At 73.9% G+C, this 19,874-nt stretch carries 20 protein-coding genes; 4 read left to right on the top strand and 16 right to left on the bottom strand.

Annotation, left to right across the window (positions count from 1 at the left end; all coding sequences use genetic code 11):
- Nucleotides 1-116: 116 nt before the first annotated feature.
- Nucleotides 117-1,028, top strand: coding sequence for a zinc metalloprotease HtpX (htpX, locus tag ABZ454_RS20710; protein ID WP_356320509.1), 912 nt, complete (start codon nt 117-119; stop codon nt 1,026-1,028).
- A gap of 9 nt (nt 1,029-1,037) precedes the next feature.
- A complete protein-coding gene (locus ABZ454_RS20705; RefSeq protein ID WP_359539779.1) occupies nt 1,038-1,622 on the top strand; it encodes a hypothetical protein in 585 nt (194 codons plus the stop codon).
- An 18-nt stretch (nt 1,623-1,640) separates the two neighbouring features.
- Here ABZ454_RS20705 and ABZ454_RS20700 read toward each other — a convergent pair whose 3' ends face one another.
- Entirely contained in the window at nt 1,641-2,888 is a 1,248-nt protein-coding gene (locus tag ABZ454_RS20700; RefSeq protein WP_359539778.1) for an MFS transporter, read from the bottom strand.
- 127 nt (nt 2,889-3,015) lie between these two features.
- On the opposite strand from ABZ454_RS20700, the gene ABZ454_RS20695 reads away from it, so the two are divergent.
- Nucleotides 3,016-3,951 (top strand): LysR family transcriptional regulator, encoded by a 936-nt coding sequence (locus tag ABZ454_RS20695; RefSeq protein WP_359539776.1) that lies wholly within the window; start codon nt 3,016-3,018, stop codon nt 3,949-3,951.
- A 25-nt stretch (nt 3,952-3,976) separates the two neighbouring features.
- Here the strand turns inward: ABZ454_RS20695 and ABZ454_RS20690 are convergent, their stop codons facing one another.
- Both ABZ454_RS20690 and ABZ454_RS20685 read right to left on the bottom strand, forming a co-directional pair.
- On the bottom strand, nt 3,977-4,225 hold the full coding sequence (locus tag ABZ454_RS20690) for a DUF397 domain-containing protein (RefSeq protein WP_359539774.1): 249 nt from the start codon (nt 4,223-4,225) through the stop codon (nt 3,977-3,979).
- The gene (locus tag ABZ454_RS20685) at nt 4,222-5,037 is read right to left on the bottom strand and encodes a helix-turn-helix transcriptional regulator (RefSeq protein ID WP_359539772.1); all 816 of its coding nucleotides are present in this window, start codon (nt 5,035-5,037) and stop codon (nt 4,222-4,224) included. Before ABZ454_RS20685 ends, ABZ454_RS20690 begins: the two co-directional genes overlap by 4 nt.
- Nucleotides 5,038-5,121: 84 nt before the next feature.
- On the opposite strand from ABZ454_RS20685, the gene ABZ454_RS20680 reads away from it, so the two are divergent.
- Complete coding sequence (locus ABZ454_RS20680) at nt 5,122-5,541, top strand: hypothetical protein (RefSeq protein ID WP_359539770.1); 420 nt, start codon at nt 5,122-5,124, stop codon at nt 5,539-5,541.
- Between the two features lie 241 nt (nt 5,542-5,782).
- Here ABZ454_RS20680 and ABZ454_RS20675 read toward each other — a convergent pair whose 3' ends face one another.
- The 13 genes from ABZ454_RS20675 to ABZ454_RS20615 form a co-directional block, all read right to left on the bottom strand.
- Entirely contained in the window at nt 5,783-6,556 is a 774-nt protein-coding gene (locus tag ABZ454_RS20675) for a zinc ribbon domain-containing protein (protein ID WP_359539768.1), read from the bottom strand.
- A gap of 589 nt (nt 6,557-7,145) precedes the next feature.
- Complete coding sequence (locus ABZ454_RS20670) at nt 7,146-7,709, bottom strand: phage tail protein (RefSeq protein ID WP_359539766.1); 564 nt, start codon at nt 7,707-7,709, stop codon at nt 7,146-7,148.
- The gene (locus ABZ454_RS20665) at nt 7,706-9,667 is read right to left on the bottom strand and encodes a putative baseplate assembly protein (protein WP_356320527.1); all 1,962 of its coding nucleotides are present in this window, start codon (nt 9,665-9,667) and stop codon (nt 7,706-7,708) included. The genes ABZ454_RS20670 and ABZ454_RS20665 overlap by 4 nt, the downstream gene beginning before the upstream one ends.
- The gene (locus ABZ454_RS20660) at nt 9,667-10,074 is read right to left on the bottom strand and encodes a GPW/gp25 family protein (protein ID WP_356320530.1); all 408 of its coding nucleotides are present in this window, start codon (nt 10,072-10,074) and stop codon (nt 9,667-9,669) included. The genes ABZ454_RS20665 and ABZ454_RS20660 overlap by 1 nt, the downstream gene beginning before the upstream one ends.
- Nucleotides 10,071-10,388: a PAAR domain-containing protein gene (locus ABZ454_RS20655; RefSeq protein WP_359539763.1), complete on the bottom strand. Its 318-nt coding sequence runs from the start codon at nt 10,386-10,388 to the stop codon at nt 10,071-10,073. Before ABZ454_RS20655 ends, ABZ454_RS20660 begins: the two co-directional genes overlap by 4 nt.
- Nucleotides 10,389-10,481: 93 nt before the next feature.
- A complete protein-coding gene (locus ABZ454_RS20650) occupies nt 10,482-12,251 on the bottom strand; it encodes a VgrG-related protein (protein ID WP_356320533.1) in 1,770 nt (589 codons plus the stop codon).
- Nucleotides 12,248-12,970, bottom strand: coding sequence for a LysM peptidoglycan-binding domain-containing protein (locus ABZ454_RS20645; protein WP_356320535.1), 723 nt, complete (start codon nt 12,968-12,970; stop codon nt 12,248-12,250). The genes ABZ454_RS20650 and ABZ454_RS20645 overlap by 4 nt, the downstream gene beginning before the upstream one ends.
- Nucleotides 12,971-13,031: 61 nt before the next feature.
- On the bottom strand, nt 13,032-13,457 hold the full coding sequence (locus ABZ454_RS20640; protein WP_148017400.1) for a phage tail protein: 426 nt from the start codon (nt 13,455-13,457) through the stop codon (nt 13,032-13,034).
- Between the two features lie 74 nt (nt 13,458-13,531).
- A complete protein-coding gene (locus tag ABZ454_RS20635; protein ID WP_359539759.1) occupies nt 13,532-16,675 on the bottom strand; it encodes a hypothetical protein in 3,144 nt (1,047 codons plus the stop codon).
- Nucleotides 16,676-16,679: 4 nt separating this feature from the next.
- Nucleotides 16,680-16,838 carry a DUF6760 family protein gene (locus ABZ454_RS20630; RefSeq protein WP_167535327.1) on the bottom strand — a complete coding sequence of 53 codons (159 nt, stop codon included), beginning with the start codon at nt 16,836-16,838 and terminating at the stop codon, nt 16,680-16,682.
- Nucleotides 16,838-17,329, bottom strand: coding sequence for a hypothetical protein (locus ABZ454_RS20625; RefSeq protein WP_356320537.1), 492 nt, complete (start codon nt 17,327-17,329; stop codon nt 16,838-16,840). Before ABZ454_RS20625 ends, ABZ454_RS20630 begins: the two co-directional genes overlap by 1 nt.
- A complete protein-coding gene (locus ABZ454_RS20620; protein ID WP_124720830.1) occupies nt 17,326-17,766 on the bottom strand; it encodes a phage tail protein in 441 nt (146 codons plus the stop codon). The genes ABZ454_RS20625 and ABZ454_RS20620 overlap by 4 nt, the downstream gene beginning before the upstream one ends.
- A 58-nt stretch (nt 17,767-17,824) precedes the next feature.
- Complete coding sequence (locus ABZ454_RS20615; protein WP_356320538.1) at nt 17,825-19,351, bottom strand: phage tail sheath family protein; 1,527 nt, start codon at nt 19,349-19,351, stop codon at nt 17,825-17,827.
- Nucleotides 19,352-19,874 lie beyond the last annotated feature (523 nt).

The raw sequence follows: 19,874 nt of genomic DNA, 5'->3' as shown, positions 1-19,874 counted from the left end.
CCCCAGGCACCTAAGCGGCTAGGTGGTGTTCGGCCAAACCGGTCGAACGGAGCGACGGCATCCACTTTCAGCCGCCGAGGAGCACCATGGGAGTCAGGCGAGGACTGGAGGCCACCATGACCAGAACCCGCGGCAGGTACGCCCCCGACCGTGGTCTGACCACCCGCATGGTCACCACCATGTTCCTGATCGGCTTGCTGTACGTGGTCCTGGTCGGCGTACTGCTGGCCGTGCTGCACGGTGCCTGGCTCATCATCCTGATCGTCACCGGGGCCATGTTCATCGCCCAGTTCTGGTTCAGCGACCGCATCGCGGCCTTCAGCATGGGGGCCCGCGAGGTCACGCCCGCGCAGGCGCCGGGTCTGCACGGCGCGATCGACCGGATCTGTGCGCTCGCCGACATGCCCAAACCGCGGGTCGCCATCTCCGAGAGCGACGTACCGAACGCCTTCGCCACCGGCCGCGGCGAGAAGACGGCCCTGGTCTGCGCGACGACCGGCCTGCTGCGACGGCTGGAGCCGGAGGAGCTGGAGGGGGTCCTCGCCCATGAGATGTCGCACGTGGCCCACCGCGACGTCGCCGTCATGACGATCGCCTCGTTCCTCGGCGTGCTCGCGGGCATCATCACCCGGATGGCCCTGTGGGGCGGCTTCTCCCGCAGCAGCCGCGGCAACGACCCCGTGGGCATCGCGATCATGCTGATCCCGCTGATCAGCGGGGTGGTCTACGCCTTGAGCTTCCTGCTGACCCGGCTCCTGTCGCGCTACCGCGAGCTGTCCGCCGACCGGGCGGCCGCGCTCCTCACCGGCCGCCCCTCGGCCCTCGCCTCCGCCCTCACCAAGGTCAGCGGGCAGATGGCCCGCATCCCGACGGAGGACCTGCGGAAGGCGGAGCCGTACAACGCCTTCTACTTCGTCCCCGCCTTCTCGTCCAAGGAGAGCCTGAGCCGGCTGCTCTCCTCGCACCCGACGCTGGAGCAGCGCCTGGACCAGCTGGCCCGCATCTCCGCCGACCTGTCCCGCCCGTAAGGAGTTCCCGTGGGCCTGCTCGACGCCATCCTGGGCCGCAGCAAGCCGGTCCGTCCCGACCTCGACCAGCTCTTCGCCGTCCCGTCCGCCGCCCTCACCCTCCAGGCCGCCACGGGCTTCGTCCCGACCGGCCTCGGCTCGGTGTGCTTCGCGGGCGTCGAGGGCGGCGCCTTCGCCCGCCTCCAGCAGGACGTACGGGAGCTGCTGGACGCGGACACCGGGCGCGGCGGAATCCCGGTGGAGTTCAGCCGGGACACGTACGGCTACACCTGGCTGCTGGCCCGGCAGCCGCCGGAGGACAGCGCCGCCCTGGTCAACGACCTCCACGCGGTCAACACCCTGCTCCAGGACGGCGGCTTCGGCCCGCAGCTGCTCTGCTCCCTGATCGCCTTCCGGGACGCGCGGGACCGTCCGCTGGCGCTGGTCTACCTCTACAAGCGCGGCACGTTCTACCCGTTCGCCCCGGTGCCGGGCGGCGGCGAGAAGCGCGACAACCAGCTGGAGTTGCAGGTCCGGGCCGCCCTCGGGGACGACCTGCGGGTGGAGAAGGATTTGGGGCGGTGGTTCCCGGTGTGGGGGGCGCCTGGTCTGTGAGGCCGGTGAGCGCGGGCGTCACGCGCCGTCGCGAGCCGGTTCCGGCTCGTGGGGCGACGATGTCTGGTCGCGGCGGGGCAGCAGGAGCGGAGTGGCCAGCATCAGCAGACCCGCGACCGTGAGGGCGGTGCGGGGGCTGGCGGCGCCGGCGAGCAGCCCGGCGAGCGCGGTGAGGACGGCGATGGCCGCCTGCTGGCCGATCGACCAGGCGGACAGGGTGCGGGCGACGAGATGCCTGGGCGTGTGTTCGAGCCGGTAGGTGGCCAGCACCGGGGTGTACAGGCTCATGTTGATGATGATCGCCAGCTCGACGGCCATGACGGTGACGAGGCCGGCCGCCCCGGGGCGGACGAAGGCCAGGCCGATCAGCCAGACGGCGCGCAGCGTGCCGACGGTCCGGAAGATCCGGTGCCGGCCGTAGCGGGCCACGACACCGCGGGCCAGCCGCGAGCCGATGAGCCCGCTGAGGCAGGGAACGGCGAAGGCGAGGCCGTACTGCCAGGGCGTGAAGGCGAGTTCGCGGACCAGGAGCACGGCGAGCACCGGCTCGGTGGCCATGATCAGCCCGGAGACGAGCATGTTGTTGACGTAGAGCGCCCGCAGGCCGGGATGGGCCAGGATGTGCCGCCAGCCGTCGAGCAGGGCCCCGGCCCGGGTGGGGCTCGCGCCGCTCTTGCGCGGCACTTCCTCCCGGGCGCGGATCGCGGTGAGGCACAGTGCGGACAGCAGGTAGCTCAGCGCGTCGGCCACCACGGTGACCACCGGCCCGAACACGCCGATCGCCGCCCCTCCCAGCGGCGGCCCGACCGCGATGGAGCTCCAGTTCGTGGACTCGAACCGCGCGTTGGCCACGAGCAGGTCGTCCGGCCGGACGAGGGACTTCAGGTAGGCGCCGCCGGCCGCGTTGGAGGCGATCTTGGCCGCGGCGACCACGGCCGAGATCACCAGCAGCTGGCCGAACCCGAGCAGCCCGAAGGCATAGGCGGCCGGGATCGTCGCCATCACCGCGAACCGGGTCAGGTCCATCGCGATCATGACCGAGCGCTTGCGCCGGAACTCCACCCACGGCGCGAGGGGCAGCGCGATCAGCGCGCCCACCGCGGGCCCCACCGCCGACAGCGCGGACACCTCGGCGGGACCGGCGTCCAACGCCAGCACGGCGACCAGCGGCAACGCGCCGAACCCCAGCCCCGACCCGTAGGCGCTCACCGCGTACGCCGCCCACAGCCACCCGAACGGCCGGCCCAGCGGCCTCCTGCCCACCATGCGCAGCGCTCCCACCCGAACAAGCCGACGTTGACCCGGGAGAGCTAAGCGAGCGGCGGGACCGCAGGTCAAACAACCGCGGCACCCGTAGTTCACAACCATCCGTTGTTCACTAGGGTGGATCGACGTGGACCTCGAAGCCGTACGCACCTTCGTCGCCGTCGCGGAGGCGGGCCAGTTCGGGAAGGCCGCCACCGACCTGTCGATCACCCAGCAGGCCGTCTCCAAACGCATCGCCGCACTGGAGCGCGGCCTCGGCGTGCGGCTGTTCACCCGCGCTCCGCGCGGCGCCGAGCTCACCATCGACGGGCAGGCGTTCCTGCCCCACGCGCGCGACCTGCTGCGCGCCGCCGAGCGGTCGGTCGCGTCCGTGCGCCCCGGCCGTCGTCCGCTGCGCGTCGACGTGATCGCCTCACGCAGCGCGCAGTCGGCCCTGATGCGCGGCTTCCACCGCGCGCACCCCGAGATCGACCTCGACGTGGTGATGCTGTTCGAGATCGGGACGGCCGTCACCGCGATCCGGTCCGGCGCGATCGACGCGTCCTTCCGCGCCGTCGGCGCGCCCGGCGAGCCCCTTCCCGAGGACATCGCGCACGTACGGGTCGTCGACGAGCCGCTCCAGCTCCTCACCGGCCCCGCCCACGCGCTGGCGAACGCCCGGTCGGTGACGCTCGCCCAGCTCGTCGGGCACCGGATCTGGATGCCGGGCATCGTCCCCGGCACGGAGTGGGGGGCCTACTACGACGACCTGGTCGACGCGTTCGGCCTCACCATCGAGGCGACCGGCCCCAACTTCGGCTCGGACGCCCTCCTCGACACCCTCGCCGACACCCCGGCCCTGGCCACCTTCATGGGCGAGCACACCCGCCTCATCTGGCCCGCCGGCCACGGTCTGCGCCGCATCCCGGTGACCGACCCGACGCCGGTCTACCCGCACTCACTCGTCTGGCACCGCGACAACCCGCACCCGGCACTGGCCACCCTCCGCGCCCACCTCGCCGCCACGGCGGCCGGCCACGACGCGGCCGGGACCTGGACACCGGACTGGGTGAGCCCGCGCTGAAGTCCCCCGAGAGCGGTGCTCCCGGTCAGCCGTTCGCGGCGTGACCGAGGAACGCGGTCCAGGCGGCGGGGGCGACCGCGAAGGTGGGGCCGTCGGTGAGCTTGGAGTCGCGGACGTGGACGGTGTGGGGGCAGGCGGCGACCTCTACGCAGGCCCCGCCCTCGTTGCCGCTGTAGCTGGACTTGTGCCAGTCGTAGGCGACTTCGAGGCAGGCCTCGCCCTCGTTGTTGCTGTAGCTGGACTTGAACCAGGTCAGTCCGGGTCGGTGGCTCACAGCTGCCTCACCTTCGTCTCGATGATCTCCGCGGACTTCCACGGGTTGAGCGCCTGCGCCCGCAGGATGCCGAAGAGGTCGAACATGTCGCCCACCTGCTCCGGCTTCGAGATCAACCTATCGCCGCCCTGCGCCTCTACATACAGCAAGTTGCGGCCTTCCGCCGTGGACATCAACTGCATGGGACCCATCAACCCGGCGTGCGTGTGCTGTGCCGACGGCATCACCTGCACCGTCAGATGGTTGAACCGCTCCACGCAGTCGAGTACGTGCCGCAGCTGCTCCTTCAGCACCTCCGGTCCGCCGAGCGTCCGGTCGAGGACCGACTCCTCGATGACGTACCCGATGCGCGGCGGCGGCGTGCGCGACAGCACCGTCTGCCGCTCCAGCCTCGCTCCGACGTGCCGGGCGATCTCGTCCTCCGTGTACGCCGGTACGCGCGACCGGTACAGCGCGTGCACGTACGCCTCCGTCTGGAGCAGGCCCGGGACCAGCATCGTCTCGTACGCGCTGATCACCCGCGCGTTCCGCTCCAGCTTCGCCCAGTCCAGGAACTTCGGCGGGTACTTCTCCTCGTCCACCAGCTCACAGCACGCCTTCAGCGCCCCGCCCGCCCCGAACACCCGGTCGGCGTCGATCAGCAGGTCGCGCGAGGGAATGCGCTCCGCACGCTCGACCGCGCCCATCAAGGACTCCGAGATCAGCAGCTGCTCCGCCGCCTCCTTCTGCGTGAGTCGCGCACGCACCCGGTGGATGCGGATCAGCTCCCCCACCAGCCGCCGCCCGCGCGTCGTCTCGCCACTCGTCCCCACAGCCCTCACCACCCTCCCCACATCGCATGGATGTGGATCGTGTCCTGCTGGTCACGCTACGCAGTCGCGGCGATGCTCATAGCCATGACGAGCAAGAGACTCCCCGAATGGGTACCCGCGTCGGGGCACCAACTCCACCTCATCGGCATCCACTTCGACGCGATCCGGTTGCGCGGCGTACGGGGCGAGGCGGTGCTGCACCACCTCGTCACCCTCACGGACGGCGATCCGGGGCCCGTCGTACGGGAGATCGCGGGGGCGCGGTGGACGTACTTCCTGCTGGAGCCCGGTGCGAGCCAGGGCTTCGACTGGCCGCCGGGCGCGACGTGCTTCGGCCCGGCGGCCCGCGACCAGTACGTGGGGATTCCGGCCGCCCACGGCAACACGTACCCGCTGAGCTGGCGGTGCGGGCCGCCCGAGGCCGGGGACTTCGTGGACGCGGAGCTGCTGCACGGCGTGGTGACGGCGCAACTCGTGCCCGAGGACATTCGGTTCCTCTCCTGAGAGCCCCTGCCGACCCGCTGGTGCGGGACATGCGGTGACCTCGGTCTGCTCGACCGTTCCCCTGGCCGTGCTCATGCCGTGGGTCGCCGAGGAGACGGACCCGGCGGTGCTCGCGTCGTATTGAGCGGGCGATCGGACGGAGTCGTCGGACACCTGGCTGCTGGAGGCGGCGTCGCGCTACGAGCAGCGCCACGCCGGGACGTGACCGGGTCCGGGGCCGGGTCCGGTCACGTCCCTCCCCTCAGGTGCGCTTGAAGTACTCGATCTCCCCGAGGGCGATCGGCCGTCCGCCCTCCTGTCCGGCCGCTGCCCGCACGACGAACCGGATGGAGACGACATCGCTGATGCCGGTCCGTACCGTCTGCTCGCCGGGCTTGTCGGCGAGCGTCATGGTCTTCTCGTGCACCTTCCCGTCCTCGGTGGTGATGAGGAGGTCGGCCCGCGTCGGCCTGGCGCCCTGCCGGAACACCTCGGGCTTCTTCGACACTCCCGTGTGCACCGTGACGCCGACCAGGCGGAACGGCTTGTCGAAGGCGGCGGTCAGCGACGCTCCCACCTCCGGGGCGCCCCAGTAGCTGTTGGTCACCCCGTCCGTGGCCGCCTTCGCCGGGTGCCCGGGGGTGGCGGCGCTCGCGGAGACCTCGGTGGGGCTGATCTCCCCCGTACCGCCGAGCTTGTCCCGCACGTCTTCGACGACGTAGCGCCCGGCGGGCACGAGCAGGAAGCCCGCGACCAGGAGCCCGGCGATCACCAGGGCTATCAGGCTGCCTCGCAGCAGCCGCCCCGAGCCTGCCCGCACCTTGCGGGAGAACGGCCATCGGGTACGCCACCAGGGCAGCGCTTCGGCTTGCTCGCTCGGCTTCAGCGGCGCCGCGCAGCGGCGGCAGAACTTGCGTCCCGGCAGGTTGGGGGTCCCGCACGACGGGCAGGGCGGACCGTCCGACTCGCCGTCCGCCGCCACCGGTCTGACGACGGGGCGCTGGGCGATCGGCACGCCGGGCCGTACGGCCCCCACGGGCTCGTCCTCCACCGGCGGCGCCGGGCGCACGGGCGTCGGCGGGGCCGGTCGTACGGGGGCCGGCGGGGCGGGCCGCGCCGGGCGTACGGGAGTGGGTGCGGGTGCTGGTGCGGGTGTGGGCCGGGCCTCGGGCGTCGGGGGACGCGGCGGGTCCTCCGCGACCGGCGCGGGTGCGGCGGAACGGGCCGGCGCGGGCGCGGGTTCGGGCTCGGGCGCAGGCGCAGGATCCGGTTCGGGGCGCGGGGCCGGGGCGGGCCGCGAGGCCGCACTCGGCGCCGGGCCGGGGGCCGGTGCGGGGGCCGGCGGCGGGGCCGGGTCGGCCGCCGGGGCCGTGCGTCGCGCGTCGTCACCCTCCGGTTCCGCCCCCGCCCCCGGGGCGGTCGGCTCGCTCTCCGGCCGGTCGTCGGCTTCCGTCGCCGGAGCCGGAGGGGCCGGAGGAGCCGGAGGCGCAGGAGCCGGAGTGGCCGGGGCCGGAGCCGGCGTCCGGGCGCGGCGCGAGGACCAGCCGAGGTACGTACCGCAGCTTCCGCAGAAGTCCTCGTTCTCGTCGTTGGCGGCGCCGCACGCCGGGCACGAGCGCGTCACATCATTCTCCTGTCTCGTCCGGTGTGCCTGGCAGGATCTCCACCCGGCAGGTGAGGTGGGCGGGGCACGAGGCCTGGACGACGGCCAGGACGCGGGCCGCGTCCACCGGCCTCCCGCCGAGCGCCCGGACCCGTACCAGCAGTTCCCCGGTCGGGGCGGGAGGGAGTTCTCCCCCCGGCTGCGACGACCAGGTGGCGCCGCCGCCGTCGTGGATGTGGGCCTCCACGCCGAAGCAGAGCCGCAGGTGGTCCGTGAGGCCGCGGCGGGTGCCGCGCCGGCGGTGCAGCTCGACGGCGCGGGCGACGACGGCCCGGCGCAGGTCCACCGGCCACGCGGGGTCGACCTCGGCCCCGACCCACGACGCCAGCCAGGGCAGGAAGTCGTCCGGGGTCAGCGCGGGGTCGAGGTAGGCCGGGAGGTTGTCGAGGGTGGACAGGACGGGGGCCAGGACCGTGTCGAGGCCCGCCGTGAACCGCTGGGCGAGGTCGTCGTCCGCGTACAGGGCGGGCAGCAGCCCGCCGATCGGGTAGCGGCTGGGGAGCCCGGGGACCGCGGCCCTGGTCATGGGCGCTCACCGGGCCCGGCCGCGGTGACGACCACCTGGTGCTGGTGGGAGAAGACGAGGGCGTTGGCGGCGACGTCGATCCGGTCCGCCGCCGCGCCCCGGCGGCCCGTCAGCGGGTCGGCGGGGAACAGCCGCACCTCGTCCACCAGCCGGACTCCGGGCACGCTCTGCAGGACGGCGAAGATCTCGCCGTACTGCACGGGCCTGCCGAAGGGCCAGCCGGTGCGGTCCGCGCCGCCCCGCAGCGGGTCGATGTGGCGGAACAGCGCGTCGAGCGCCTCGGCGCGCACGCGGTCCACCTCGCCGTCGGCCGCCACCAGTTCGGCGACGACGGTGACGCCCTGGTAGGCGGGCGGTTCCACGATCAGCCGGGTGCCGACCAGCCGCCGTTCGTCGAGCCGCCCCGCGACCTCCGCCAGCACCGAGTCCGGGGGGATCAGCTGCTCGAACCGCAGCCGGCCTCCTTCGTCGGGCACCGCGTCGGGCACCGCCAGCACCCGCACCGCACCGCCCTCGCCCGCGACGGCGGGCAGGCAGCGGACCCGGCGCAGCGAGGGAGCGGCCTCGCGGGCGATGACCTCGTAGTCCTCGGCCGTGACCGCCCGCTCCTGGACGCGCAGGATGTGCGGTGCGCGCACCTTGGCGTTCTCGACGCTCTCGCCGTCGACCCCGCCGCGGGCCGCCTCACGGTTGTCGACGCCGGCGACGTACGGCACCGAGCTGCGCAGGACGCGGATGGCGCCGCGGGCCACGTTCCCGGCGGCCCCGCCGCCCGTCCGGTAGCGCGGGACCCGGAGTTGGGCGCCCTTCGGGGGCACCGCCCCGTAGGCGCGCATCGTGCCGTCCGCCTCGCGCACCTCCGGCGGGAAGGCGAACACGCCGTTGACCGCGTCGATCCGCACGTGCCGGTCGCCCGGGGACGAGGCGCCGAAGTGCTCCACCGGCGTCCAGACCTGCCAGCCCTCGGCGGAGGACACCTGGACGACCGGCGGCTCCCCGTCCAGCAGGAGCGGCACCCTGGGGACGGAGAACGTCTGCCCGGCGACCCCTTCGGAGACTCCGAGCGGCACGTCGAGGACGGTCTCCGCGTGTTCGACGCCCGCGGTGCCGCCGACGGTGAAGACCTCGGCCTCCCGGATCGTCGGCGACTCCGAGTAGAAGGGCTGCCCCGGTTCGGGCGCGGTGACCCGGCAGCGCAGCCAGCCGGCCCGGATCCCGGCCGTCACCGAGGCCGTGTGGCCGGCGGGGACGAACACGGTGACCTCACCGGGCTTGTTGAGCCCTCCGGTGCTGTCGGTCCCCGTCACGCAGGGCGCCCAGCGGGCGCCGTCCCACGCCTCCCACACCAGCGGCGGCTGCCGGGGGTCCACTCCGACGCCCTCGACCCGGCTGTCGAGGCGTACGGCGACGATGCACCGGGGTACGGCGGTGGGCAGGCCGAACAGCAGGGCGTCGCCCGGTTCCGGCCGGGCCTGGAAGCAGGGGATGTCCTTGCCCGCGCCGAGCGGCGCGGTGCGGTCGGTCTGGTCCCCGGACGCGGGGACGGTGACCAGCCTGATCAGTGAACTGGGCACGATGGCCAGGTCCTCGGCGGTGGAGAAGACCACCGCCTCCTCCGTCTCACCGCGGGCGGTGGCGACCTCCGTGCCGGCCGGGAGGCGCACGGTGTCCGACTGGGGTGCGGACAGCCAGAAGTCGACGTCGGCGCGGGCGACCGTCGGCGGGAACAGCTGGACGCCCAGCAGGTCGAGGAAGGCGTGGTAGTTCCGGTCGGGCACCCGGTTCAGCCGGTACAGCAGCTGGTCGACCATGTACGCGAACGTCTCGATGAGCGTGACCCCGGGGTCCGACACGTTGTGGTCGGTCCATTCGGGGGAGCGCTGCTGGACGTACCGCTTGGCCTCGTCGACGAGTTGCTGGAAGCGCCGGTCGTCCAGGTTGGGGGAGGGAAGGGACATCAGGCCGCCCCCGCTTCCGGGATCGTGTAGAAGGGGAAGACGAGGTTGCGCAGGTCGTTGGTGGACCGCACCGTGTAGTGCACGTCGATGTAGAGGGTCCCCTCCTCGACGGTGTCGAAGGCGACCACCACGTCCCTCACGTCGATGCGTGGTTCCCAGCGCTCCAGCGACGTACGCACCTCGTGCGCGATGCGGCCGGCGGTGGCGCCGTCGCCGGGCGCGAAGACGTAGTCGTGGATGCCGCAGCCGAACTCGGGGCGCATCGGCCGCTCCCCCGGCGCGGTGCCGAGCACCAGGCCGATGGCCTCCTCGATCTCCTGGTCCCGTTCGACCATGCCGATGCCACCCGTGGCGCCGACCCGCAGCGGGAAGCCCCAGCCGCGTCCGATGAATCCGTTCCCGCTCATACCGGGCCTCCGATCAGGACGTTCGGCGCGCCCATGATGATCTTGGCACCGCAGCTGGTGGTGTCCCCCATGCGGGCGGCCGGCAGTCCGCCGATCAAGACCATGCCGCCGGCCGCGGCGGCCGGGTTCGGCATGACGACGTTGCCCGGTCCGAGCAGGGCGTGCGGAGGGATGACGCACACGTGCAGGCTGCCGGTGACGGCGGCCGGCTTGCCGCCGATCAGCACGGTGGCGACGGCCACCGCACCCGGTGGCGGGGTGCCGATGACGCCTCCGTGGACGGTGGGATCGCCTGTGCGGGCTGCGGGGGGCATGGCTGCTGTTCTCCTTGCTGGGCCGGTGAGTCGGGTGCGGACGGGGCCGGGTGTGCACGGCTCGGTTCGGGTGCGCACGGGGCGGCGCGGGTGTCAGTTGATCCGGATGAGCCTGGCCTTGAGGACGGCGAGCAGTCCGCCGTCGACGGTGACCCCGGTCTTGCCGTTGATGGTCACCGAGGCCCCCTTCACCTCCACGTTCCCCGTACCGGCGTCGAGCGTGATGCCCCTCCGGCCGAGGGAGAGGGAGCTCAGCACCCGGGAGGTGCCGCGGGCGAACACCTTCAGCGCGATCTCGCCCTTCCGCTCGTCCAGGGTGACCTCCAGTTGCTTGTCACCGGTGGCCAGCCGCACCCCGGACGGGCCGCGCGGGGCGTCGAGCAGTTCGATCCGGTTGCCCGAACGGGACACGAGGGAGCGGCGGTTGACCTTGCCGCTGGTCGGGTCGACGAGCGGGACGTCGTGGGGCGAGGGCTTGTCGACGCCGTTGTAGAGGCCGCCCAGCACGTACGGGCTGTCCAGCAGGCCCTGTTCGAAGCCGACCAGCACCTCGTCGTTGACCTCGGGGCTGAAGACCCCGCCACCGCCCTGGCCGCCCCACTGCACCGTACGGACCCAGTCGGACACGTACGTGTCGTCGAGCCAGGGGAACTTCAGCCGGACCGAGCCGCGTTCGCCCTTGCCCCTGCCCTCGCGGATGTCGGTGACCACGCCGATCGCGAGGCCCGGGACGCGCGGGCCGTGCGGGGGCGTGCCGCCTCCGGTGAGCCCGGAGAGCGAACGGTCGGGGGAGGTGCTGACCAGCACGGTCGTGCGGTAACCGCCGACCGGGTCGAGGACGTGGTGGGCCGCCGTCGCCGTGTAGCGGCCGGCGAACGCCGGTCCGACGTTGCCGAGGGCGACCGGTTCGCCGGCCCGCAGCCGGGGATTGCCCTCGGCGACCGCCTCGATCTCCCCGAAGCCGGAGCTGACCTGCGCGGCCACCGCTCCGGCGACCGCGCCGGCCTCGGCCTGGGTGCGGTACGGGGTGTCGGCGACCGTCATCCGGGCTTTCGGGCCGAACGCCCCGGCCGCGGTGGACGGACTCATCCCGGGGACCACGGTGGTGCTGCGGACGGACTGTTCGCGCGCCACCAGCCGGGTCTTGGTCTCCACGTCCCAGCCGCGCACCTCGACGCTGTCCGCCCCGTCCGCGCCGGTCAGCACGGCCCGCAGGGCCAGCAGGTTGCGCCCGTACTCCAGCACCATCGGGTGCCGGGTGGCGGAGGTCGACGGGGAGGGCGCGGTGGCCGCGGGCTTCGGCTTCACGAACTGCAGCAGCCCCTTCTCGTCCACCCGTACGTGCGCGCCGCACTCGCCCGCGAGGTACTGGAGGAAGTCCCAGTCCGAGATGTTGGGCTGGGTGAGCTGCTTGTACATGACGGGGGCGGCCTCGACCTTCCCGCAGGTGAGCCCGGCCCCGGCGGCGACCTTGCGGACGATGTCGGCGGCCTTCATGTTGCGGAAGGCCACCACCTTGCGCCCGCGCTGGAGCCGGTGCGCCTTGGAGAAGGCGCGCACGACGGTGAAGGAACCGGTGGTGTCGCTGTCGAGTTCGAGGGCGGTGACCTCTCCGGTGAACAGCCGCTCCTTCGCCTGTTCCTGGACGGTGACCACGGAGATCTTCAGCGGGGTGCCGATGGTGATCCCGGTCGCGGTGAGCAGCGTGTGGTACGGGTCCCGGTAGGTCAGTACGGCGGTGTCGGGCAGGCCGACGTTCTCGTCGACCGCGCAGCTCACCAGCTGGGACGCCCAGGCCCGGGGAAGCTCGGCGGGGGCCTCGACGATCGGGTCGGCGGCGAAGGACCGGGCGGGTGCGCTCACCGGGCGCCCTCCGGGGTGTGCTCTTCCAGTCCGGGCACGAGGAGCTCCCTGCCCGGGGCCAACTGCATGGGGTCGTCGATGTCGTTGGCCTCCGCGATCGTGCGCCAGGCGGTGGCGTCGCCGTACTCGCGCCAGGCGAGCAGCGGCAGGCTGTCACCGGCGACGACCCGGTGGGTGCGGCGCGCCTCCCGCGATCCGGACGTGGGGTTCTGCCCGGCCGGGTCGACGCTCGCCTCCTCGATCGAGAGGGAGCAGGTGGCGCGCAGCGGCTTCCCGTCCACGTCGAACAGCGTGTACGAGACGGAGAGGCTGGACAGGACCCCGTCGAACGACGTCGTCTTCGACGTCCCCCAGTCGAAGCGCACCCAGGGGCTCGACGGCTTCTTGCGGCCCAGGCTGCTCGGGGTGGGCACGCAGGCCGTCATCAGCTGCTCCACGGCCTTCTCCACCGAGTTGTCGTGGGTGGCGGTGGCGTCCAGGAAGACGTCCAGGGACAGCGACCGGGGCCCGCTGCCGACGAATTCGGGCAGCGCGGACTCGCCGGCGGTCCGCGAGGGGGTGCGCCGCCACTCGGTGCTCTTGCTCAGGGAGAGCGTCGCCGGATTGAACTGCAACGTCAGCCGGGCGAGGGTGCCGGCCGGCTTGGCGCCGACGTCCGCCGGCGGTTCCATGATGGTCAACTGGGCACGGGCACGGCTCGTGCGGGCTGCTGCCGGCATGGTGTCCCTCCTTCCTGCTCGTCTCTGTCATCGGCTCGGGCGCGGGTGCGCGGGCGGCGCATCAGGAGGGCACCAGACCTTCGTGCGCGATCTCCAGCGTCTCGATCGCCGCCTCCGAGCTGGACGGGTCGAAGGAGGGCCCTTGCCAGCGGACCGGCACGATGCCCTGGATCTGCCAGCTGATGATCCGGCTGAGGTCCGGCCGGAGTGCGACGATCTCGCCGTCCTTGCGCTCCACCCGCTGGGTCGTCTCGTTCAGCCATCGCGCGATCTTCAGCGTGTCGGCGGTGACGGGGCGCGTCAGCGTGATGTTGGTCCAGGTGATCCGCCCCGGCAGCTGCCAGGTGAAGCCGTTGTTGCCGCCCTCGGCGTACTGCTCCAGCTCCACCTCGGCGCCCAGGCCCGAGCAGGTGTGGAAGGCACCCAGGTCGCTTCCCCCGATGGCGAGTTTGAAGAACACGCTCGTCGCGAAGATGTTGTCCGTCATGTGCTTCTCTTCTTCTCTGCTGTCCGTGGGGTGGCGGGGCGGCTTCTCGGCTGGTGGCGGGCGGGGCGCCGGCGTCAGCGGCGGCCGTCGTACGGCCGTCCGGAGCGTTCCCGTCCTCTGCGCAGGTCCGCCCTGATCAGCCTGCTGACCGGGTCGAGCAGGCGGCGGGCCAGTTCCTCGACGTCCACGCCGGCGGCGTCGTTCGTCCGCGGCGTGGCGGCGGCTTCCGGTGCGGTGGCCGCGGGAGCCTGGGCCGCCTTCGCCTGGACCACCCGCACGGGGACTCCGGAGAGCCCCGCTTCCGCCACCGCCCGCTGGACCGCCTGAGCCCGGGAGCCCGCGGCGGGGGCAGGGGCGGGGCTTCGGGGGGCGGGACCGCCCGGGCCGCCGCCGCTGCCCTGGGCCCCGCCCGGCCGGGCCGGCCCGGGGCGTGCCGCGCGCACGGCGAGGACCGGCGGTCCGCCGTACGGGGCGTCGCCGGCCGGTGCCGGTCCGGTGGTGGGGACACCGGTCTCGGGTGCCACCGGCATGGAGAGGCGCTGGACCGGCACGGCGGCGCCCCCGGGCCGGTCGGACCCGGGCGGGTGCGGGCGCACCACCGGGACGGGCGGGGCGGAGCGCGGTGCGGGCGACCCCGGTGCGGCTGACTGCCGTGGGGGCGCGGGCGGTGCGGAGGGACGGGCGGTGTGATGCCCGGACGTTTCCCCGCCGCGCGGCCGGTCGACTGCCGATGGCCGCACGGAGGAACGCTGCACGGGGGCGGACGGCTTGGGCAACGACTGCCCGGGGGTGGGCCGCACGGAGGTGGACGGCACAGAAGAGGGCCGCGCGGAAGGTGCGGCGTTTCGCGCCGAGCGCTGGACCAGCCGTACGAGGGCGCGGGCGGAGGGCCGGCCGGTCCGGGCGTCGGCAGGGCGGCCGGGGCCACCGGTTGTCGCGCCGTCCACGCCGGCGCGACCGGGGCGCGCGCTCCCCTCGGCACCGGCGCCGCCGGCTCCCGCGCCGTCGCCGGGTGCGTCTCCTCGCGGGGCCGTACGGGGTCCGGTGGGTAGGGGCGCCGAGGCGCCCGGGGACAGCGCGGCGGCCTGGGCGGATCCGGACACGGACCGCTGGACGGCGGCGCGGTGCGCCTGAGGGACTTGGGCGGCCGGGGTCGCGTGGGTGTGCGGCGTGGCGGGGGCGTCCCGTCGCCAGGTCGCCGGGACGACGGGCCGTGTGGCGGCCGCCGACGCCGGTGCCGAGAAGCCCTGGGCCGCACCGGTCCGCACGGTCAGCGTCCGTCCCGCGAGAAGGGCGCGCGACCGCTGGACCGACAGCGCGGGCCCGGCTGCCGTGGCTCCGGTTGCTCCGGTTGCTGCGGTTGCTGCGGTTGCTCCGGTTCCTCGCGTGGTGATCCGCCGGACGCGTACCGGGGCGACCGGGGCCGTGGACGAGGACAGAGCGGCCGTCCGTGCCGGCGTGCCGGGGGCGGACGCGGCCCGTTGGACGGCGGCCGGCTGCGCGGAGGCGGACGCGGGGCCGTCGCCGGGGCCGGCCGGCGCGCGCAGGGGCATGCCGGGAAGCGCGGTGGCCGGGGTGGGCGCTGACGTCGCCGGCTTCCCGTCCTGCGGACCGCCCGTCAGCGGGCCCGTGGCGCCGGGCCGCGCGCGACGGGCATCACCCAGCAACGGGGCGTCGTTCGCGGTGCCGGCGGTCGGCGGGAGCGCGGAGAGGGGCGCGCCGAGACCGCCCCGGATGCGGGCCTGCGAGCCGGGTCCGCCGGGGCCGGGGACCGCTGACCGCTGCACGGAGGCGGGGCCGCCGTCCGGTGCGGACGCGCCGGCGCGGTGCGCGGAGGACGAGGGGGCGGCTTGGACGGACGGCGCGGGGCCGGACGACGCAGGACCGGACGACGCGGGACCGGATGCGCCGGCCCGGGTGGCTGCGGACCCGGACGCCGAAGTCCCCGACGGGGCCGGTCCGGACCCCGGACGCTGACGCTCCGCCGGCTGCCGGCCCGGCCGCTCGCCCGTCGAACCCTGGCCCGGCTTCCCCTGCCCCTGCCCCTGCCGGACCCGGTCCGGCGAAGAGGCCGCACCCGGAGCGGAGGAAGCGGCCGTGGGCGCGGCCGTGTCCGGCGCCTGCCGCTGGACCACGGGCAGGGCCGGGTCCGACGGCCCCGCCGGGCCGGATGATCCGCCCCCGGGCATCTTGAAGGGGGCCGCGCCGGGCGGCAGTTCGCGCAACGGCTTGCCCAGGGCCGGACGTACGGGCGGCGAGGCCGGTGTGCCCGTCGAGCGCTCGGGCGGGGCGGACGGCGGGCGCTCCCCGGGGGCCGTCGCACGGCCGGTGTCCGTCAGGGCGGGCCCGGCCGGGGCGACGGCGGGGGAAGGGGCCGCGGCGGGAGTCCCGGCCGGCGCGATCGCGGCGAGGCTCCGCAGGGCCGTCACCGGGCGGCGGGCGACGATCAGGGAGGGCGCGGTGCGCCGGGGGCGGACGGCGGCGGGCCGCGCAGGCGACGACGCGGCGGCGCCGGTCCCGGTCCCGGCGGACGCGCGGGCGTCCCGTGCGGTGGACGGCTGCGGCCGGGCCTCGGACGGGGCGGACGGCTGCGGCTCGGCCGTGGGCGCGCGGTCAGGACCGGTCCGGGCGGTCGCGCCGGCGGAGCCGGGCCGCCGGTCCGTCGGCTCACGCCTGCTGGTGGTGGGCCGGGGCCGCGCGGTGGCCGCCCGCTGGACCGGGGCGGGGGTGCGCTGCCCGCCGGGTGCGCCGGACGGCGAGGGCGGTACGGGCCCCTCCTGTTCGCCGCCGGCCGCGCGCAGGAGCAGGGGCGGCGCTCCGGCGGCGGTGGGGCGGGCGGTGCCCGGCCGCGTCACCCCGTGGATGAGGCCCACCGGTGCGGAGGGCAGCACGGCGTGGCCGAGCTCGCCGCCGTACGCGACGTTCTGCCACGAGGCGAGCTGGGACCTGAAGCGCAGTCCGTCGCTCACCCCGATCGAGGACCGGGCGACGGTCACGGCGGGCGGCCCGGCCTTGCGCCAGCCACCGTCCCAGTCCGCGCCCGCGTCCGCCCGCGCGGGACGGGCGTCGTCCCGCCCGGACGCGGGGCCCGGACCGTTTCCGGCGCCGTCCGTCACCGCGCCCGGGGCCGGAGCCGGGGCGCCGCCCTCGGCCGCCCCCGGGACGGGGGTGCCGGCCTGCCGCCGGCTGCCGCTGCGGAACCAGTCCCTGAACTCCACGCCCTCACCCGCTCTCGTTGACGCGGGTGTTGATCCGCGCTATCTCCCTCACCCACTCCTGCCGCTCACCGTGGGTGAGGTCGAGGATGTCCTCACGCTGCCAGTGGAAGTGGTAGGCGATGTACGCGAGCTCCTCCCGCAGCCGGGAAGGCGCGTACGTCACTATTCCCCCAGGCGTTCACCCGAGAGGTCCACCTCGAACGACCCGTGGCACAGCGGGCACGTCACCGCGGCGTGGGTGTGGCCCTCGCTGTTGATGCGGCGGTAGAAGTCCTGGAGGAACGCCACGTCCGTGGCGTACATCCGCTCCACCACCCCGGCGTGCACGTCGGTGACGGTGCCGAGCCGGGTGATCACCTGGCTGAGCAGCACCACGCTCAGGTACGCGGGGTTCTCCTTGACCCGCAGGTCGATCTGCGGGCGCAGCTCGTCCCGGGCCGTGGCGAGCCGCATCGACCCGCTCCGGTGCACCTGTCCCTCGTCGTCGACGTACCCGCGCGGGAGCTCGAAGTCGAACTCCGTACGCAGGCCCTGACGGTCCGGCTCCCGGGCGGGAGGAGGCGTCGGGGCCTCCTCCCGGGGGGCCGGCGCGGCGGCGGCGAGGTTGTCGAGGACCTCTTCGAGGCCGCCGCCGGAAACGGTCCTGCGCCTCATTCGACGACGATCTCCTCGAAGGTGATGGTGACCGTCTCCGTCGCCGCGCTGGACTCGCCGGCCTTCAGCGAGGGGCCCTCCCACTTGCTGGCCCAGCCCTGCATCAGCTGGATGCGGCGGACGGTCTCACCCTTCGAGTCCTTGATCTCGATGGTGAGGTTCTGCCGTGCGGTGTCGACGGCTCCGTTGTTGAGCGTCTCCTTGATCCACTTGGTGAACTCGCTGCTCTTGTCGAGCCCGCGGGTGATCGTCACCTCGCCGGCCTGACGCGCGCCGGGCTGCTTGCGGATGATCTGCTTGCCCTCGGCGGTCACCTGACGGACCTCGACGACTTCTTCCTCGACGGTCAGGCCGCTGATCTCCTGGATGGACTCCACGAGATAGCCGCCGAGCTGTACGCCGAAGACGTGGGTGGAAAGAGCGTCGCCCTCTGCCATGACTCTGTGTCACCTGTTCCGTTCGTTGCCTGCTGGGTCAGTCCTCGGCGAGGACGGGTCACTCGTCGACGAGACTGGTGCTGTCGGAGAACTGCGAAAGGCGGAAGATGACGAACTCCGCGGGCTTCACGGGGGCGACGCCGATCTCGCACACGACCTGCCCGAGGTCGATGGATTCCTGCGGGTTGTTGTCGCGGTCGCACTTGACGTAGAACGCCTCTTCCGCCGTCCGGCCGAAGAGCGCGCCCCGGCGCCACTCCTCGGTGAGGAAGGCGGTGACGTTGCGCCGGATGCTCGACCAGAGGCGGTCGTCGTTCGGCTCGAAGACCACCCACTGGGTGCCCAGGAGGATGGACTCCTCCAGGTAGTTGAAGAGGCGGCGTACGTTGAGGTAGCGCCAGGCCGGGTCGGACGAGAGCGTCCGTGCGCCCCAGATCCGGATGCCCCGGCCGGGGAAGGCGCGGACGCAGTTGACGCCGATCGGGTTGAGCAGGTCCTGCTCGCCCCGGCTCAGGCGCAGTTCCAGGTCCAGCGCCCCGCGGATGACCTCGTTCGCGGGCGCCTTGTGCACCCCGCGCTCGCCGTCGCTGCGCGCCCAGACCCCGGCGACGTGGCCGCTCGGGGGCATCAGGGTCTGCTGGCCGGTCGCCGGGTCGAGGACCTTGAGCCACGGGTAGTACACGGTCGCGTAGCGCGAGTCGTATCCGGCGTCCTCGTTGCGCCAGGTGCGGACGCGCTGGGCGTTCATCCCCGGCGGGGTGTCCAGGACGGCGACCCGGTCGCCCATCTGCTCGCAGTGCGCGATGACGGCCAACTGCACCGCCCTGACGCCCTCGTCGTCGATGTCACCGCGCCGGTGAGCGCTCATCAGGTCCGGTACGGCGACCATGGTGATCTCGTCGATCGCCTCGAGGGCCGCGATGCCCGTACGGGCCGACGCGTCGCCCACGTACTCGCTCGGGCCGGACCGCACGGCCCCGCCCGCGTCCGGGGCGGCCGGCGCGAGGGACAGGCTCTGCTTCTCGGGGCGGGTCTGCGCCGCACCGGGCTGCTCGACGACCTCGATGAGCTTGGACTGGCGGGCCTGGGTGACCAGGTAGCCCTTGACGTTCTTGCGTACGGAGGTGTCGTACGTCTCCGCCACCTTGCCGCCCTGCCGCACCAGCAGCCGGAACCGGTCCTCGGGGACGTTCTCGCCCTCGGCGTCGGCGACTTCGATGGAGAGGCCTTCACCGGCGCCCGGCCGGGCGGAGACCAGGAAGCCGCCGATGGCGACGGACGGGGCCGTCGCGGGCGCGGCGCTCTGCGGCGCGTCCTCGGCAGGGCCGCCGATCCGCACGATGTACGCCGCGCCGCCGCCGTTGCTGAAGTACCCGTGGACGGCGAGCGTCAGGTAGGTGTCGGGGGTGAAGGTGCCGAAGGCCGATACGTACTGGTCCCAGCTCGTCACCAGCGTCGGCCGGTGGAAGGGACCGGTCTCCGCGAACCCGACGAAGGCTGCGACCGCGGTGCCGACTCCCTCGATGGGCCGCGCTCCGGACTGCACCTCCTCCACGTATACACCTGGGGTGAGGTACGACGGCATGCTCGCTCCTTCGGGTGGTCAGTCGTTCGCGTGTTCAGTCTTGCCCGGAGGTGTCTGCGGGCAGAAGGCCTCAAAGTCCTGGCCCCGGGGCAGGGTGACTGCCTTTCCGGGCCCTCCGGACGCCCGGGGGCCCACCGAGGCAGCCCGTGCCCGGCGGCACGCTCCCGCGCCGGCGTGGCCCCGGATCCCCCGGGACAGTCGAAATGTCGACATGGCGGCACACGAATACACCCGACGGCCGGAAAGGCGCCCGGGGAATCCATGCCGCCGCACGCCCGGCGCGAGGGGCTAATTTCAGCCAGAAACTACCGGCCCCCGGGGAGCGATTCGGCTTGATTTCCCCGGTCGCGCCGGAGCCGCGAGAGCGGCCCCCGCTCGGACGAGCGGGGGCATCCACGCTTCGAGCGGATCAATACACCTGAGAATGGCTGGAATCACCCGAGACAGACGGGGGACGGATTCGCCGGCCACCCCCCGCTCCGGAATTTCCACGCGGCGCGCCGGGTGTGTGAAGGGCCACACC

Origin of the sequence: Streptomyces sp. NPDC005803, assembly GCF_040630435.1 — a bacterium.
Taxonomy (GTDB): Bacteria; Actinomycetota; Actinomycetes; order Streptomycetales; family Streptomycetaceae; genus Streptomyces.
The sequence above is the reverse complement of the archived record's forward strand: the minus strand, read 5'-3'. Positions and strand labels throughout refer to the sequence as shown.

Excerpts from the sequence above, each read along its gene's own strand:
- ABZ454_RS20680 (WP_359539770.1), top strand. The coding sequence starts at position 5,122 with ATGACGAGCAAGAGACTCCCCGAATGGGTACCCGCGTCGGGGCACCAA.
- ABZ454_RS20670 (WP_359539766.1), bottom strand. The coding sequence starts at position 7,709 with ATGACCAGGGCCGCGGTCCCCGGGCTCCCCAGCCGCTACCCGATCGGC.
- ABZ454_RS20615 (WP_356320538.1), bottom strand. The coding sequence starts at position 19,351 with ATGCCGTCGTACCTCACCCCAGGTGTATACGTGGAGGAGGTGCAGTCC.
- ABZ454_RS20655 (WP_359539763.1), bottom strand. The coding sequence starts at position 10,388 with ATGCCCCCCGCAGCCCGCACAGGCGATCCCACCGTCCACGGAGGCGTC.
- ABZ454_RS20660 (WP_356320530.1), bottom strand. The coding sequence starts at position 10,074 with ATGAGCGGGAACGGATTCATCGGACGCGGCTGGGGCTTCCCGCTGCGG.
- ABZ454_RS20625 (WP_356320537.1), bottom strand. The coding sequence starts at position 17,329 with ATGAGGCGCAGGACCGTTTCCGGCGGCGGCCTCGAAGAGGTCCTCGAC.
- htpX (WP_356320509.1), top strand. The coding sequence starts at position 117 with ATGACCAGAACCCGCGGCAGGTACGCCCCCGACCGTGGTCTGACCACC.
- ABZ454_RS20700 (WP_359539778.1), bottom strand. The coding sequence starts at position 2,888 with ATGGTGGGCAGGAGGCCGCTGGGCCGGCCGTTCGGGTGGCTGTGGGCG.
- ABZ454_RS20640 (WP_148017400.1), bottom strand. The coding sequence starts at position 13,457 with ATGACGGACAACATCTTCGCGACGAGCGTGTTCTTCAAACTCGCCATC.
- ABZ454_RS20665 (WP_356320527.1), bottom strand. The coding sequence starts at position 9,667 with ATGTCCCTTCCCTCCCCCAACCTGGACGACCGGCGCTTCCAGCAACTC.
- ABZ454_RS20645 (WP_356320535.1), bottom strand. The coding sequence starts at position 12,970 with ATGCCGGCAGCAGCCCGCACGAGCCGTGCCCGTGCCCAGTTGACCATC.
- ABZ454_RS20620 (WP_124720830.1), bottom strand. The coding sequence starts at position 17,766 with ATGGCAGAGGGCGACGCTCTTTCCACCCACGTCTTCGGCGTACAGCTC.